Annotated in this window: 15 protein-coding genes and 1 riboswitch; of the genes, 7 read left to right on the forward strand and 8 right to left on the reverse strand. The window is 69.8% G+C overall.

Annotated features, from left to right (window positions below; genetic code table 11):
• Positions 1–33: 33 nt before the first annotated feature.
• The 3 genes from FNH21_RS05965 to FNH21_RS05975 form a co-directional block, all read right to left on the reverse strand.
• A complete protein-coding gene (locus tag FNH21_RS05965; RefSeq protein ID WP_191931656.1) occupies positions 34–981 on the reverse strand; it encodes an ATP-grasp domain-containing protein in 948 nt (315 codons plus the stop codon).
• Between the two features lie 108 nt (positions 982–1,089).
• On the reverse strand, positions 1,090–2,658 hold the full coding sequence (locus FNH21_RS05970) for an AbgT family transporter (protein WP_152813023.1): 1,569 nt from the start codon (positions 2,656–2,658) through the stop codon (positions 1,090–1,092).
• A 55-nt stretch (positions 2,659–2,713) separates the two neighbouring features.
• Entirely contained in the window at positions 2,714–4,033 is a 1,320-nt protein-coding gene (locus FNH21_RS05975) for a M20 family metallopeptidase (RefSeq protein ID WP_152813025.1), read from the reverse strand.
• Between the two features lie 190 nt (positions 4,034–4,223).
• On the opposite strand from FNH21_RS05975, the gene FNH21_RS05980 reads away from it, so the two are divergent.
• The 3 genes from FNH21_RS05980 (at position 4,224) to FNH21_RS05990 (ending at position 6,735) form a co-directional block, all read left to right on the forward strand.
• Positions 4,224–4,457, forward strand: a complete 234-nt coding sequence (locus tag FNH21_RS05980) for a hypothetical protein (protein WP_152813027.1) — start codon at positions 4,224–4,226, stop codon at positions 4,455–4,457.
• A gap of 203 nt (positions 4,458–4,660) precedes the next feature.
• Complete coding sequence (locus FNH21_RS05985) at positions 4,661–6,298, forward strand: ABC-F family ATP-binding cassette domain-containing protein (protein WP_152813028.1); 1,638 nt, start codon at positions 4,661–4,663, stop codon at positions 6,296–6,298.
• A 44-nt stretch (positions 6,299–6,342) separates the two neighbouring features.
• Positions 6,343–6,410: riboswitch (guanidine-III (ykkC-III) riboswitch) on the forward strand.
• Between the two features lie 10 nt (positions 6,411–6,420).
• Positions 6,421–6,735 carry a DMT family transporter gene (locus FNH21_RS05990; RefSeq protein WP_152814108.1) on the forward strand — a complete coding sequence of 105 codons (315 nt, stop codon included), beginning with the start codon at positions 6,421–6,423 and terminating at the stop codon, positions 6,733–6,735.
• Positions 6,736–6,772: 37 nt separating this feature from the next.
• Here FNH21_RS05990 and FNH21_RS05995 read toward each other — a convergent pair whose 3' ends face one another.
• Positions 6,773–7,570 carry a GAF domain-containing protein gene (locus FNH21_RS05995; protein WP_338403168.1) on the reverse strand — a complete coding sequence of 266 codons (798 nt, stop codon included), beginning with the start codon at positions 7,568–7,570 and terminating at the stop codon, positions 6,773–6,775.
• A gap of 264 nt (positions 7,571–7,834) precedes the next feature.
• On the opposite strand from FNH21_RS05995, the gene FNH21_RS06000 reads away from it, so the two are divergent.
• Positions 7,835–8,440 (forward strand): hypothetical protein, encoded by a 606-nt coding sequence (locus FNH21_RS06000; protein ID WP_152813032.1) that lies wholly within the window; start codon positions 7,835–7,837, stop codon positions 8,438–8,440.
• 2 nt (positions 8,441–8,442) lie between these two features.
• Here the strand turns inward: FNH21_RS06000 and FNH21_RS06005 are convergent, their stop codons facing one another.
• A complete protein-coding gene (locus tag FNH21_RS06005; RefSeq protein WP_152813034.1) occupies positions 8,443–9,639 on the reverse strand; it encodes a TerC family protein in 1,197 nt (398 codons plus the stop codon).
• A gap of 134 nt (positions 9,640–9,773) precedes the next feature.
• On the opposite strand from FNH21_RS06005, the gene FNH21_RS06010 reads away from it, so the two are divergent.
• Both FNH21_RS06010 and FNH21_RS06015 read left to right on the forward strand, forming a co-directional pair.
• Positions 9,774–10,892: an alcohol dehydrogenase catalytic domain-containing protein gene (locus tag FNH21_RS06010; protein WP_152814110.1), complete on the forward strand. Its 1,119-nt coding sequence runs from the start codon at positions 9,774–9,776 to the stop codon at positions 10,890–10,892.
• A gap of 77 nt (positions 10,893–10,969) precedes the next feature.
• Positions 10,970–11,833, forward strand: a complete 864-nt coding sequence (locus FNH21_RS06015; RefSeq protein WP_152813036.1) for an aldo/keto reductase — start codon at positions 10,970–10,972, stop codon at positions 11,831–11,833.
• A gap of 212 nt (positions 11,834–12,045) precedes the next feature.
• Here the strand turns inward: FNH21_RS06015 and FNH21_RS06020 are convergent, their stop codons facing one another.
• The 3 genes from FNH21_RS06020 to FNH21_RS06030 are packed head-to-tail and all read right to left on the reverse strand — an operon-like array spanning position 12,046 to position 14,568.
• The gene (locus tag FNH21_RS06020) at positions 12,046–12,720 is read right to left on the reverse strand and encodes a cyclase family protein (RefSeq protein WP_152813038.1); all 675 of its coding nucleotides are present in this window, start codon (positions 12,718–12,720) and stop codon (positions 12,046–12,048) included.
• A complete protein-coding gene (locus FNH21_RS06025; RefSeq protein WP_152813041.1) occupies positions 12,707–14,119 on the reverse strand; it encodes a purine-cytosine permease family protein in 1,413 nt (470 codons plus the stop codon). The genes FNH21_RS06020 and FNH21_RS06025 overlap by 14 nt, the downstream gene beginning before the upstream one ends.
• The gene (locus FNH21_RS06030; protein ID WP_338403169.1) at positions 14,116–14,568 is read right to left on the reverse strand and encodes a nuclear transport factor 2 family protein; all 453 of its coding nucleotides are present in this window, start codon (positions 14,566–14,568) and stop codon (positions 14,116–14,118) included. Before FNH21_RS06030 ends, FNH21_RS06025 begins: the two co-directional genes overlap by 4 nt.
• A 164-nt stretch (positions 14,569–14,732) precedes the next feature.
• Here FNH21_RS06030 and FNH21_RS06035 point away from each other — a divergent pair, with 164 nt between their 5' ends.
• Entirely contained in the window at positions 14,733–15,437 is a 705-nt protein-coding gene (locus FNH21_RS06035) for an SDR family oxidoreductase (protein WP_152813043.1), read from the forward strand.
• Positions 15,438–15,468 lie beyond the last annotated feature (31 nt).

Consider the following 15,468-nt stretch of genomic DNA (forward strand, 5'->3'; position numbering starts at 1 on the left):
CGGGAACCACGCCGCCACCGGCGGGACCGCTGCTCAGCCCAGGGTCTTGAGGTACCGCACCAGCTCGCGAGGAGCCGAGGCGGGAGCGACCGCCTCGACGGCTGCGTTGTAGTTGGTGTTCGTGTTCACGTCGTAGGTCAGCACCCGGCCGTCGGCGGTCTCGATGAACTCGATGCCGCACACTTCCAGATGGTTGCGCCGCGCGAACTCCTCGAACTGCGCGATCACCGGGTGGTCGAAGTCCTCGCGGAGACTGAAGAGCTGCTGGTCCGGCTCCGGGGCGATGGTCGCCCCAGGCGGCATGATCGGCTTGCCGGTCTCCGGGTCGATGGCGCAGGCGTCTGCCGGGCAGAGCTGGAAGCCACCGCGGGCCGTGTCGGCCTTGATGGCGTAGACGAAGCGGCCACCGACGATCTCCGCGCGGGTGATGAAGGGCTCCGCGGCCTGGATGAACTCCTGCACGAGCGTGATACCATCGGCAGGCTCCTCGAACTCGCCTGACGCCACGTAGGCGGCGAGCTCGTCATGGGACTCGAACTTCCGGACCCCCAGCCCTTTCCCGCCCTGGTTGTGCTTGACGATGAACGGCGGGTCGAAGCCCTGCGCCGCTTCGACGATGCGCTCGCGACCCACGGCGGCCACGGTACGTGGTGTGTCGATACCGGCGGCCCTCAGCGCGGTGAGCTGGTCGACCTTGCTCATCTCGAGCTCGAGGACGCGGCGCCCGTTGACCGTCCGGCGGCCGTGCGCCTCCAGCCACGACAGCACGGAGCGCGCGTAGTCCTTCGACAGACCGTGGTCGCGGGTGTGCGCGGAAGCGCTGATCCGGGACCAGAAGATGCCCTCCGGGGGGACCGCGTCCAGGTCCAGCACACCGTCCGTGAGCAGCCACTCGACCACCTCCACCCCCTCGGCTTCGAAGGCGCGCGCGAAGGGCGGGAACCACTCGGGGTTCTCGTGCAGGGCGTAGACCGTGGTCACGGATCGTCCTTTCGTCGTGGGACAGGCTCGCCCCGCATAACCCGTGCTCCCGGATACCTATTCCGCCCTGGCCGGACCGGGGTCCGGCCAGGGCGGCCTGCTTCCCTGCTACTCGATGAAGATGTCGTTCCCCGGGCCCATGGGCAGGTCGAGATAGAAGAACACCGTCAGGATGGCCACCCAGGCCAGCCAGAACGGCACCACGAAGGGCAGCATCCTGGCCATCAGGGTGCCGAGACCTGCGTTCGGCTCGTACTTCCGGAGCATGGTGAGCAGCACGATCATGTAGGGGTTCAGCGGCGTGATGACCTGCGTGGCCGAGTCACCCACGCGGAACGCCCCCTGGATGAAGGCCGGCTCGTAGCCGAGCAGCGCGAACAGCGGCACGAACACCGAGGCCATCAGCGTCCACATGGACGAGCCCGAGACGATGAACAGGTTCAGGACGGAGGCGAGCAGGATGAACGCGAGGACCGCCGGGTAGCCCGTCAGGCCGATGGTCTCCAGGCCCGTTGCTCCCGCGACCGCGATCCAGGACCCGATGCCGGACCAGTTGAAGAGGGCGATGAACTGCCCGAGGATGAACGCCAGCACCAGGAAGCCCGCCATGTCCTTGATGGCCTCGCCCATGACCCGTGGGACGTCGCGGCCCGTGGTGATCGTCCCGACGACGCGTCCGTACACCAGGCCCGGGATGGTGAAGAGCAGGAACACGATGAAGACGATCGAGCTGAGCAGCGGCGAGCGCGGCAGGAATCCGCCGGTCTCGTTGCGCCACGGCGAGTCGGGGATGATCACGGCCACGAGGATCACGAGCGCGACGACGGCGCCCACGATCACGGACCAGCGCAGGGCGCGTGCCTCCACCGGCTCGAGCTCGGCCTTGAGCACGACGGGCGCGGAGGCGTGCTCCCCGTCCTCGACGACCTCGTCCACGGGGACGTCCTGCCGGGCCAGGCGCGGCTCGAGCACCCTGTCGATGATGAACCCGGCAATGAGGATCAGCACCAGCGAGGAAGCGATGTTGAAGTAGTAGTTGGACAGCGGCGTGACGGCGGCGCCCGCGTTCGGCAGGTTCTCCGTGACCGCCGTCGTGATCCCGGCGAACAGGGCGTCGAGGCTCGTGACCAGCAGGTTGGTGGAGTAGCCGGCTCCCGCGGCCGCGAAGCCGCCGAGCAGTCCCGCCACCGGGTGGCGCCCCGCAGCCTTGAACACGAGGGCGGCCAGGGGCGGGATGATGACGAAGGCGGAGTCGGACATGACCGAGCCCACCACGCCCACGAAACCCACGGCGTAGGGCAGCGCCCAGCGGGGCGCGGACCCGAAGACCCGCCGGATGAGCGCGCCGAGGAGCCCGGACTTCTCCGCGACGCCCACGGCGAGCAGGATGGGCAGCACCGTGGCGAGCGGAGGGAAGCCCAGGTAGTTGGCCCCGATGTTCTCCGTCAGCCAGGTCAGTCCCTCGCCCGTGAAGAGCCCCCTGATGACCGTGGCCTCCTCGGCGCCGGGCACCTGGACGGTCACGTCCGCGAGGGCCATGCCCGTGGTGACCACGGCGGTGATCGCGAACAGGATGAGGAACAGCATGAACGGATCGGGCAGCTTGTTGCCGACCCGCTCGACGCCGGTCAGGAAGCGGTCGCCCAGCCCGGGACGGGCTGCTGCAGTGGATGACATGCGTTCTCCTTGGCGGTGGGTGCTGCGGACGGGCGATGCTGCTGGTCGGAGCGGGTCAGGCGAAGTAGGACGGCACGTCGATCGCGCCGCCCTGGTCCTCGAACTCCTCGTGGACCGCCGCGCGGAGCAACGGATCCGTCAGGTAGTCGAGGGCCGTCAGGGCGAGCCCGACGGCGCCGTCCAGCGCCCCCTGCTCCGCCGCCGCGCTGCGGGCCGCCTCGGCGAAGGCGCGCGTGTGCAGCGCCGTGGCCGGTTCGGCGATGCGGATGAGGGGATGGATCCCCGGGACGCGGTAGCTCACGTTCCCGAAGTCGGTGGAGGCGGCAAGGGTCTCCGAGACGACACCGAGCGGGAGCGGTGCACGCCCCCGCCGCTGCTGGGCGGCCACCCAGCGACCGGTCAGCGCGGTGTTGGTGCGGATGGGGAGCGACGGCGGATGCTCGTCCCACTGCAGCTCCACGCCCGTGCCGGTCATCAGCGCGGCACCGCGGGCCACGTCCTCGAGGCGCGCGCTGAGGTCCCTCAGCGTGGCCGGTTGCTGGGACCGCGCGTAGAGCTTCAGCACCGCGCGGCCGGGGATGATGTTCGGGCTCTGCCCGCCCTCGGTGAGGTTGGTGTGCACCCGGTCCGACGGCGGCAGCTGCTGCCGCAGCAGGCCGATGCCCTGGTACGCGAGGTTGGCGGCGTCGAGCGCGTTGCGTCCCATGAAGGGCTGCGCGGATGCGTGGGCCTCCACCCCCGTGAAGGTGATGGTGAGCAGGCGGCGCCCGAGCCACACCTGGTCGGCGAGGTCGTAGCCGTAGGGGTGCACCATGATGGCGGCGTCGACGTCGTCGAAGGCTCCGTGGCGCGCCATGACCTCCTTGCCGGAATGTCCCTCCTCGGCCGGGGTGCCGAGGAACACGACGCGGCCGGGCAACCGGTCCGCCACCGATGCCAGGGCGAGGAACGCGCCGAGCCCGGCCGCGGCGATCACGTTGTGGCCGCAGGCGTGCCCGATCTCCGGCAGGGCGTCGTACTCGGCGAGGACCGCGATGGTGGGCCCCCGGTTTGCGCTGCCGATCTCCGCCCGCACCGAGGTCTCGACCCCGTGCACGCCGAGGCGGGCGTCGAGGCCGTGCCGGGTGAGCTCCTGGTGCAGGAGCGTCGCGCTGTCGTGTTCCCTGAACGCCGTCTCCGGGTGGGCGTGCAGATGCTGGACCACGGCCCGCAGGCGCTCCGCCACGCCTTCGACGCCGCGCTCGACGTCGTCGGCCAGGGCGGCCGGCGCCCCGTCGAACGGCGAGGGGTCCGGCGTGGCCTCTGCGAGGAGGCTCCGCGTGCGCTCGTCGATGGCTCGGAGGTAGGCCCGGTCCGGGTCGGTGGGTTGGCTCATTCGAGTAGCTTAGGCAACGATCAGCCGGCTGTGCAGACCCCGCGGGACCTCCGGAGCAACATCCCGGGGCGGCGTCCTGAAACATAATCTGCCGGAAATATCCCGGCAACACCGCTCCCGAATCATGAAGGGGTCGCCGGCCGCACCACGCGTCGGCGGACCGCACATCCCGAATCACGAGGAGCACCCGATGTCCGTCGTCGCCACCCCCGCCACCGCTACCGCTTCCGCCCGGATCCTCGACATGGGCTCGCTGACCGCGGGCACCGTGGTCGAAGCGCGCCGGAGGGGCGAGGTCCACTACCGCGGCTGCGTCGAGGACGCGGCACCCGGGCTCGGTGTGGTGTGGGTCCGTGACACCCTGGCCGGGCACCGGGCCATCCTCCACCTCGATGACTACAGCATCTGGCGGGTCACCGCCTGACGGCCGTGCACGAGGTCAGCGCCGGATCCCGTAGCTCGCGTGGGCGACGCCCGCGGCAGCGTGGCTCCGCCCACCGCGATGTCGCCGGTGCCGACGCTGCTCGGCCTGCGTCCCGGTCGTCGGGCGCGGGATGCTGCCCGAAGGCTACGCCGGGCGGGGTCGGAGGACCGGTCCCGGACAGGTTCCCCTCCTAGACTGGAACCATGACTGCAACCCTCGTGGCGAAGGACCTGTCCGGGGGCCACGCCCACCGCACCCTCTTCTCGAAGCTCGACCTCACCGTCGCGCCCGGAGACGTGGTCGGCGCGGTGGGGGCCAATGGCGCCGGGAAGACGACCCTCCTGCGGCTGCTCGCCGGCGCCGACACCCCGATCGCCGGAACGGTCCGCACCACGCCACCCGATGCCTTCGTCGGCTGGCTCCCGCAGGAGCACGAGCGGCTCGACGGCGAGACCGTGGCCGGGTACATCGGCCGCCGCACGGGGACGACGGCGGCGACCCTCGCCATGGAGGACGCCGCGGCCGCCCTCGGGAGCGGGGCCAGGGGCGCGGACGACGCCTATGCGGCCGCCCTCGACCACTGGATGTCCTCCGGCGCCGTGGACCTCGAGGACCGGATGCCGTCCGTGCTGGCCGACGTCGCCGGAGCGATCGACCCGGCCACCCCCACGACGGCGCTCTCCGGCGGCCAGCTGGCCCGCGTGGCCCTCGCGGCCCTGCTCCTGAGCCGCTTCGACATCGTGCTGCTCGACGAGCCGACGAACGACCTCGACCTCGCGGGACTCGAGCGCCTCGAGTCCTTCATCCAGAACCTGCGCGGCGGCGTGGTCCTCGTGTCCCACGACCGCGAGTTCCTCGCCCGCTGCGTGACCACCGTCGTCGAACTTGATCTGGCGCAGAACAGGGTGGCCGTGTACGACGGCGGGTACGACGCCTTCCTCGAGGAACGCGCCGTCGCACGGCGCCATGCCCGCGAGGCCTACGAGGAGTACGCGGACAAGAAACAGGACCTCGTGGGACGTGCGCGGACGCAGCGGGAATGGAGCTCGCAGGGAGTCCGCAACGCGATGAAGAAGAGCCCGGACAATGACAAGATCCGCCGGAAGGCGAGCGTCGAGTCCTCCGAGAAGCAGGCGCAGAAGGTCCGGCAGATGGAGTCGCGGATCGCCCGGATGGAGGAGGTCGAGGAGCCGCGCAAGGAGTGGCAGCTGCAGTTCACCATCGGGTCCGCAGCGCGCTCCAGCTCGGTCGTGGCAACCCTCAACAACGCATCGGCGACGCAGGGGTCCTTCACGCTCGGCCCGGTGTCCCTCCAGGTGAATGCCGGCGAGCGCATCGGGATCACCGGGCCGAACGGCGCCGGGAAGTCCACCCTCCTGCGCCTCCTCCTCGGCCACCAGGAGCCGGACGACGGCGGCGCGGCCCTCGGCTCGAGCGTCGCCATCGGGGAGATCGACCAGGCCCGCGGGCAGCTCGACGAGACCCTGCCGCTCGGCGAGGCCTTCGAAGCGCTCGTCCCGGAGATGACGCAGGGCGAGGTGCGCACGCTGCTCGCGAAGTTCGGCCTGAAGGCGGACCAGGTGCGCGCCGCCGTCGGGTCCCTCTCCCCCGGGGAACGGACCCGCGCCGGGCTGGCGCTCCTGCAGGCCCGCGGCGTGAACCTCCTCGTCCTCGACGAACCGACCAACCATCTCGACCTCCCGGCGATCGAACAGCTGGAGGACGCCCTCGAGTCCTACACCGGCGCCCTCCTGCTCGTCACGCACGATCGGCGACTGCTCGAGAACGTCCGGCTCGACGGCCGCTGGCAGGTCGACGCAGGCAGGGTCACGGTCGGCTGAGACGGTTCCTTCCCCGTGCAGGACGCGATCGTGACACCATGGGGACCGGGGCAGGGACGACCGGCCTCCCGGACGAGGGCGCCGTACCCGGAGTGCGACAAGACGGCGCGTGGGAGTTCATCATGGCCTGGATCGTCCTCATCATCTCCGGAATCCTCGAAGCCGTCTGGGCGACAGCCCTCGGCAGGTCGGAGGGCTTCAGCAGACTCGCGCCGAGCCTCGTCTTCGCCGCCGCGATCGTCGCGAGCATGGCGGGCCTGGCCTTCGCGATGCGCTCGCTGCCCATCGGCACCGCCTACGCGGTCTGGGTGGGGATCGGGGCGTCCCTGACCGTCGTCTATGCCATGGCCACCGGCTCCGAGCCCGCGTCCCTCCTGAAGATCGTCTTCGTCCTGATGATCGTGGGCGGCGTGGTCGGGCTGAAGCTGACCCACTGACACCGTCCGCCCGACGCGCGACACGACCGGGGCGCGGCTAGACGCCGATCAGTCCCTGCACCGAGGCTGCGAGGAGCTCCAGCGTCCGCGCGTCCGCCGGAGAGAACCCCCGCGGCTCGTCCGACATCACGCACAGCGATCCGATCCGCCAGCCCCCCGGCCCGCGCACCGGGTATCCCGCGTAGAAGCGGATGCGCGGTCCTCCGGTCACGAGGGGGTTCGACGAGACCCGCGGATCCAGGGCAGCATCGGTGACGACGAAGGGCTGGGCATCCCCGACCGTGCGGTGGCAGAAGGACGTGCCCCGCGGGCCGTCCGTCCCGATGGTCCCGGAGATCGACGTGATGACCTGCCGGTCCCGGGTGATCAGGGCCAGTGAGGAGGAGCAGCCGGGGAAGCGGCGCGCCGCCTCCGCCGTGATGGCGTCCACCTGGTCCTCGCCGACGCAGCGGAGGAGACCGGTCCGCTCGAGCGATTCGAGGCGCAGGAGTTCGGCTCGGCGCGCGCTGACCAGGGGGGCTATGAGGTCCGCGGGCGAGATGCCGTAGGTGCTCCAGGAGGCGAAGGGCTCCTCCCGGTCAGCCCAAGCCGACTGCACCCCCGACGGCGCCCGGGTCCCGGTACCGGGCGTCTCCTCGGCGAGGACGTTGACGGCGCGGGCGATGAGGTCGCGGTCCTCGGCCCGGGCGGGCAGCAGGCCGTTGAGGTACCCGTCCACCACGACGCCGTCGGCGGTCCCACCGAGACCGACGTACACGACCCACGCCTCGAAAGGGTCCGCGCCGACATCCGCCAGCACCTGCTGGGTCAACCACTGCTGCGTGACTGCTTTCACGTTCGATCCCGTTCTCATCGGCGTCCGAGGCGGACGCGCAGTCGGCCGGAGTGACGCACGCCACGGCCTCGGTGAGCATGATTCGACGCGACAGGGCCGGCGGATGTGTCCCCGTCCGGTGTTTTACGGAGGTTTCGACGGGCTGCCTTGAGGTACTGCCGCGAGCTTGCGCCAAAACTGAGTGTCAGCGGCCGCTTCAGTTGACGTGCGGTCACGAGGATGGATGGAGGCTCAGCTGGGGGCCGCGACGAGGAGTTGAGCACGATGCAGAACGACGACACCCTGACGGCCATGGAGTTCGCCGGCCTCTCCACCTACGAGACGTGGATGCACTACTGCAACATGGGCGGCTGGACCGACTACTTCGAGTTCGACGCCTACCTGTACGGCGTGTACACCCTCGACAACGACGACGCGGACCTCGTGTCGCAGGCCGTCAACGAACTCATCGACGACGCCTGCCCGGCCGACGAGGCGGCCCTCTGCCGCGCCCCCTACTCCTGGACTGCCGTCACGGACCGCACGGTCGCCGACGTCGTCCTCGATGATGCGATGTTCGATGGCGGTCTGTTCGACGACAGCCTGTTCGACGACACGCTGCTCGACGGCATCCTGCCCGGCGCCGGACCGGGCACGGAGGACGAGGGCGCCGGCCGGCTCGATGAAGGGCCCTTCCGCGTCCCCGTGGACGACCTCGTGGCTCCGCGCTCGCTCGACACCTTCGGTTCGCGCTTCCTGACGGGCCTCGACGTCCGCCCCCTGATGGGCCGGCCGGGCATCCCCCTGCCGCCCGGCGCGGCCCTCGAGCTGCTCGGCGAGATCCTCGACAGCGGCGTGATCGGCCGGATCATCTCGCGCGAGTGGCGCTAGCCCTAGCGTCCCGGTTCGCGCTCCAGTGCGGCGTCGTGCTCGGCGTGCGCCTTGCGGATCATCTCCATGAACTCGGTCTCGTTCCGGATGAGCCGCTTGAACTTCTCGGGGAGGGTCCTGAGGTCCCGCTCCTCGGCGCACAGCCGCGCGTAGATCTTCTCGCGCTCGCTGATATCCGTCTCGTAGTTGAGGTCCAGGTACTCGGCAGCATGCCGCTTCGCTCCGGAGATCGCATTCTTCGCCCGGCCCTTGGGGCTCAGCACCGAGGCCAGCACGGTCACGACGAGGACCCCGAGGATCACGCTCAGCGACAGGCCCGTGCTGATCTCGACGACCTCCACGTGCTCGCCGTTGTTGATGAAGGGGAGGTTGTTCTCGTGCAGCGCGTGCAAGATGAGCTTCACGCCGATGAAGCCCAGGATGACGGCCAGCCCGTAGGAGAGGTAGATGAGGCGGTCGAGCAGTCCGTCGATGAGGAAGAACAGCTGCCGCAGCCCCATCAGGGAGAAGGCCGTGGCCGTGAACACGATGAACGTGTTCTGCGTGAGGCCGAAGATCGCCGGGATGGAGTCGAGTGCGAACAGGATGTCGGTCGCACCGATGGCCACCATGACGAGGAGCATCGGCGTGAGGACGCGCTTGCCGTTCTCCATGGTGAACAGCTTGTCGCCGTCGTAGTGCTCCGACGCCGGGAGGAAGCGCTTGGCGAGCCGGATGATCGTGCTGTCGCCGTCGTCGTCGTGCCCGCCCGGCTTCAGCAGGTTGCCGGCGGTGATGAGCAGGATCAGCCCGAAGATGTAGAACACCCAGGCGAAACTGTTGATGAGGGCGGCGCCCAGGAAGATGAATCCGGTCCGCGCGATCAGCGAGAAGACGATGCCGAAGAGCAGCACCTTCTGCTGGTCCGCCCGCGGCACCTTGAAGCTGGACATGATGATGAGGAACACGAACAGGTTGTCCACGGAGAGCGCCTTCTCGGTGACGTAGCCGGCGAAGTACTCGGTGCCCATGGTCGGTCCGCCGAACAGGAGGACGCCGATGCCGAAGACCAGAGCGATCCCCACATAGATGGAGGACCAGATGGCGGACTCGCGGAGGGTCGGCGTGTGCGCCTTGCGGACGTGGAAGAAGAAGTCGAAGAGCAGCAGTCCCACGATGCCGATCACCGTGGCGGTCCAGACGTAGAACGGTACTTCCATGCTGCAGTCTCCTCAGAAGATGCCGGCGGTGAGCCGATCCGGTCCGCCCCGGGTCATGATCGTAACGGTACTGGCCTCCCCCTAGACTGGCGCAGTCCACACCTTTATGACGAGGGGATGCCATGAGCCCGATGATGCGCGCCGCGGTGCTGCGTACCGCCGAACTGCCTGCCCCGTATGCACGGAGCAAGCCCCTCACGCTGGACCTGCTCCCCGTGCCCGCACCTCGCGCGGGTGAGGTCCGCGTGCGGATCGCCCGCGCCAGTCTCTGCCACTCGGACCTCTCGGTGATCAATGGGTCCCGGGTCCGCCCCCTGCCCATGGCCCTCGGCCACGAGGCGACCGGCGTCGTGGAGAGCGTGGGAGACGGCGTCGACGACGTCCGGCCCGGGGACCACGTGGTCCTCGTCTTCGTACCCGCCTGCGGCTCCTGCCGCGCCTGTTCGGCCGGGCGGCCGGCGCTCTGCTACCGCGGCGCCGAGGCCAACGGCAGTGGTGACCTGCTGCACGGTCCGGCCGTCCTGGCCACCGCCGACGGGGAGCGCATCAACCACCACCTCGGCGTCTCAGCGTTCGCCGACTACGCCGTCGTGGCCCGGGAGTCGCTGGTGGTGATCGACGACGACGTGCCGTTCGACATCGCCGCCATGTTCGGCTGCGCGGCACTCACGGGCATCGGCGCCGTCCTGAACACGGCGGAGATGGCAGCGGGACAGTCCGTGGTCGTCTTCGGGCTGGGCGCCGTGGGCCTGATGGCGGTCATGGCCGCCGCGCAGATCGCGGGCACCACCGTGATCGCGATCGATCCCCTGCCATCCAAGCAGGAGCTCGGTCTCCGGTGCGGCGCGCAGCACGCTGGTGGTCCGGAGGACGCCGAGGACCTCGTGCGGCAGGCGACGGACGGCGGGGCCGACGTCGTCATCGAGGCCGTGGGCAGCGCCCGCGTGCTGGAGTCGGGGCTCCAACTGCTCGCCCGCGGCGGTGCGCTCGTCTCCGTCGGACTGCCCCACCCTGATCAGGCGATCTCGACCCAGGCCCTGCAGTTCGCCGGCATGGGCCGGCGGCTGCTCGGCTCCTACATGGGGGACGCCGTCCCCGAGCGGGACATCCCCGCCTACCTCGACCTCTGGCGGCGCGGGAAGCTCCCCGTCGAACTCCTGCATACCGACACACGGCCCCTGGCCGATCTCAACGAGAGCCTCGACGCCCTCGCCGAGGGCCGGGTGGTGCGGCGGATCTTCTCCTTCGACTGAGGTTTTGTTGTCATTGGCACCAATTCCTGAAGCGTGCTTACCTTGAGGGCAGCACGTCTATCCAAAGGAGAACGACAATGCAGCAACGCACACTCGGCGGTACCAGTGTCAGCGCAGTCGGCCTGGGCGGCATGCCCATGTCCATCGAGGGTCGTCCCGACGAGGACCGCTCCATCCGCACCATCCACGCCGCCCTCGAGGCGGGCGTCACCCTGATCGACACCGCGGATGCCTACCACCGCGACGCGAACGAGGTGGGCCACAACGAGTCCCTCATCGCCAAGGCCCTCTCGAGCTTCGGGTCGGGCGCCTCGGACGTGCTGGTCGCGACCAAGGGCGGGCACCTGCGCCCCGGTGATGGCTCGTGGACGCAGAACGGTCACCCGGACTACCTCAAGGAGGCCGCGAAGGCATCCCTGGCGAGGCTCGGTGGCGACGCGATCGACCTCTACCAGTTCCACCGCCCGGACACCGAGGTGCCCTACGAGGATTCCATCGGTGCCCTCAAGGACCTGCTGGACGACGGCGTGATCCGCATGGCCGGCATCTCCAATGCGACGGTGGACCAGATCCGGAAGGCGAACCAGATCCTCGACGGGCGCCTCGTCTCGGTGCAGAACCAGTTCTCCCCCGCCTTCCGCTCCAGCGAGGACGAGCTGCGCTACTGCGGCGAGAACGGCATCGCCTTCCTCCCGTGGAGCCCCCTCGGCGGAATCCAGAAGGCCGGCGGGCTCGGTGAGACCTTCGCACCCTTCCAGGAGGCCGCGGACAAGCACGGGGTGAGCCCCCAGCAGGTCTGCCTGGCCTGGGAGCTGGCCCTCTCGCCGACCGTCATCCCCATCCCGGGCGCCTCGCGGCCGGAGAGCATCACCGACTCCGCGAAGGCCGCCGAGCTCCAGCTCTCGGACGAGGAGATCCAGGCGCTCTCCGCAGCCGTCTGACCAGCCGTCACCCCGCACTCCAGAACGCCCTTCCCTCCCTCGGAGGGGAGGGCGTTCCCCTACAGGCCGTCGGCGCTTCCCACGGGTCGGCAGTCCGCGTGTCCTGCCGGCGTTGCCCGCCCTACCGGGCATGCAAGGCCCGTGGTGCGCCCCGGCGGCCGTCGTCCGGCGCACTGCTGCGCGCCTGCCGGGAGGGTCGTGCGGCAGTGCGGTCAGGCATCAGGCTGCATCGCGACGGCGCGGACCGGTGATCCGTCGACGCCGGCCAGCGCCAGCGGGAAGACGGACACGAGGGGATGTGCCCAGTCCGCGGCGGCGAGGTTGGTCAGGTTCTCGAGGATCAGCCCGCCGGCCCCCTGGAACAGGGCATGGAACGGCAGGGCGCCGTCGTTCCGCAGCGTGGAATCGGGGCTGAGGGTGTCGCTGCCCATCAGGGTGATCCCCTCGGCGAGAAGGCCCTCCGCGACATCGGCCGCGAGCACGGGGTGCTCGAGATAGCGCTGGGTCCCGAAGTGCCGGGACCAGCCCGTGCGGAACAGCACCATGGCCGGGGGCGCACCCTCGTCCGCCGCCCGCCGCACTGCACGGCCCACCTGCTGTCCGACGTCGGACCACGTGATCACCGCGTGCGACTCCCGTCCTTCGCAGTCCACGACGACGGCGATCCCCACGAGGCGCGCGAGATCGATTTCGTCCACGGCGGCGGCCCCGGGCACGGAGTGGAGCGGTGCGTCGAGGTGCGTCCCGGTATGCGATCCGAGCCGGAGGGACGCCACCTGGTAACCGTCCTCCCCCACCGTCGCCACGGTCTCCACCCTCACCTCGGGATCACCCGGGTAGACCTGCATGCCGGAACGGATGGAGTGGCTGATGTCAACGATCCGCATTGGTCCGCTCTGTCTCCGGCAGGTCGAGCAGATGGACGTGGGGATGCCTGGACCGGTCGATCCGCCCGCTGGCCGCAGCCCACGCCAGGTAGAGGAGCGCGGAGAGGACGAACGTGGGGATCGTGGCTCCGATCGGGCTGGGCACCACGTAGGTCAGCAGCAGGGACGCACCCGCGCCGATCACCCAGACCAGCACGGCAGCGAGGTTGACTCCGCCCGTGAACCAGTACGCTCCGCCCGTTCCACGGAGGATGTCACGACCGTAGTGACGCGATCGCACGAGGTAGTAGTCGACGATCATGATCGCGAACACCGGGATGAAGAGCGCACCGATCACGACCAGGAACGCCGTGAACCGGTCGAGCAGCGCGAGCCAGGTGGAGCCGAGGATCGAGATCACGCCGAGGACGATCGCCGTGGGCAGGAAGGTGATGCGGCGCGAGGGCACCATGTTCACCACCGAGGCCACCATGCCGTAGACCACCATGGTGTTCGTCGCCATGACGGACAGGAAGATCACGACGGCGAGCGGGGCGCCGAACGCGGCGACGATCACGGTGGGATCGAACGGCAGTGCCTCGCCGCCGTCGAGCACCACGTAGCCGATGGCGGTGGCTCCGAGCGTCATGGCGAGCACCGTGGACAGCATGTACCCGACACCGGAGCCGATCATCCCGGCGGCCTGGGTACGAGCGAGTCGGTTGAACTCGGCGGACAGGACGGTCCACGAGATGGCCGTGGCGATGACGACGTCGAGCGCCGCGACGGGTGTCCAGCCGGCCTCGACGTCCTGCGGGATCGCCGCGAATTCGGCAGGCCCGTGCGCGAGGAAAGCCGCAACGAAGATGTAGGCCATGAAGGCGAGGATCACGAGGGCCAGCCACGGTTCGACCCGGGCGATCCCCGTGTGACCGAAGATCGCCAGGCACACGACGAGGAGCTGGCAGAGCACGGAGAACAGGACCGGACTCGAGAATCCGGTGGCCTGTTCCACGAGGAAGTTCACGGTGACGCCCGCGAGCATCGCCTGCACCCAGCTCCAGCCCATGAGCGTCACGACGTTCGCCGCGACCGGAAGGAAGGACCCGCGGAGTCCGAAGGAGCCCTTGGTCAGGGACATGGTGGGCAGACCCGTTCGCGTCCCCATGTTGCCGACCAGCACGAGGACGGAGCCGCCGATCAGCGTGCCCAGGACGATCATGCCCACGGCAAGGCCCCAGCTGATGCCTGGCACGAACAGCGTTCCCGTCAGCAGGGTCGTGACGACGAGGTTCGCCGCCAGCCAGATCATCCCCATGCGCGCGGTTCCGAGGGTGCCGCGGAGGGGACCGTAGCCGTCGGAGTTCTTGTCGAGGTGGTGCGACAGGCGCCGGTAGGCGGAGCTGGTGGTGTCGGTCATGATGCGCTCTCCTCAGGGGCATCGGCGGGAACGGGGCTCAGGTGTTCGTGGACGGCACGGAGGGTGGTCCCGGAGCGGCGGAACACGATCGTCTCGCGTTCCCGGGTGGTGTCGGAGACACCGCCGACGGCCGTGGTGGTCGTGACGTCGTGGGTGAACACGGCCGTATCGCCGAGGAGCTGCACCCGCGGGTTGCTGCTGATGCATTCCGTCACGCGCCAGCCGTCCGCGAGCCAGCCGGCCCAGAGCTGCTCATAGGCCGCCCTGCTGTCCAGCCGCCGGGACTCCGTGTGGAACACGAAGGTCGCATCCTCCGTGAAGGACCCGAAGTAGGCACGGGTGTCGGTGGCCCGGAAGGCATCGACCAGGGCGGTCGCCGCAGCGAGGACGTCCTCGTCAGTCAGGTTCTCGTTCGGCATACAGGCCTCTTCCGTCCTCTTGTTGTCCACCAGTGAACCTTTGTTGTCCGGAGATCATCGGTGACGTTCACCACGAATGTCAACGGAAGACCGTCCAGGACCCGCGGGGGAAGGGAGCGAGGGCGGGTGCGGCGCCCGGAGTCCGTGCGGCCCGATCGGACGCGCCCGCAGGCCGGCGTTGCTAGGGTGGCAGCATGTCCCCCCACCCCGTAGCCCTCATCACCGGCGCCTCCCGCGGCATCGGCCGCGCCATCGCCGACGAGCTCGGCTCCACGCACCACCTCCTCCTCGGCGGCCGTGACCTCTCGGCGCTCGCCGAGCTCTCGTCGTCGTTCCCGTCCGCCGAACCCTTCGCGGCAGAGCTGCGCGACGCCGGTCAGGTGGCCGCCGCTGTGGCGGGCATCCCCCGGCTGGAAGTCCTCGTGCACTCCGCGGGAGTGCTCAGGATGGGTTCCGTCGCCGAACTGTCCGACGACGCCTGGCGCGAGAGCTTCGAGGTGAACGTGTTCGCGGTGGCATCGCTGACACGCGCGCTCCTGCCGGCGCTGCGCAGCGCGCGTGGCCAGGTGATCGCGATCAACAGCGGGTCGGGCTACTCCTCCGGCGCGGGCTCCTCGGTGTACAGCGGCACGAAGTTCGCGCTGCGTGCCCTCACCGACGCGCTGCGCGACGAGGAGCGGGCGCACGGCGTGAGGGTGAGTTCCATCCATCCCGGCCGCGTCGCCACGGACATGCAGGAGGAGCTGCATGCCTGGGAGGGCAAGGACTACCGTCCCGAGGCCTGGATCCAGCCCGGCCAGGTCGCGAGAGCAGTGCGGCTCGCCGTCGATGCGACACCCGAATCGACCATCGAGACGCTGAGTATCCGCCCGTCGGGCATCACGCTCGAGGGCGGCTGACGCCTCCTCCCACCAGCTCCGAGCGTCCGGT

Source organism: Arthrobacter bussei (assembly GCF_009377195.2).
GTDB lineage: Bacteria > Actinomycetota > Actinomycetes > Actinomycetales > Micrococcaceae > Arthrobacter_D > Arthrobacter_D bussei.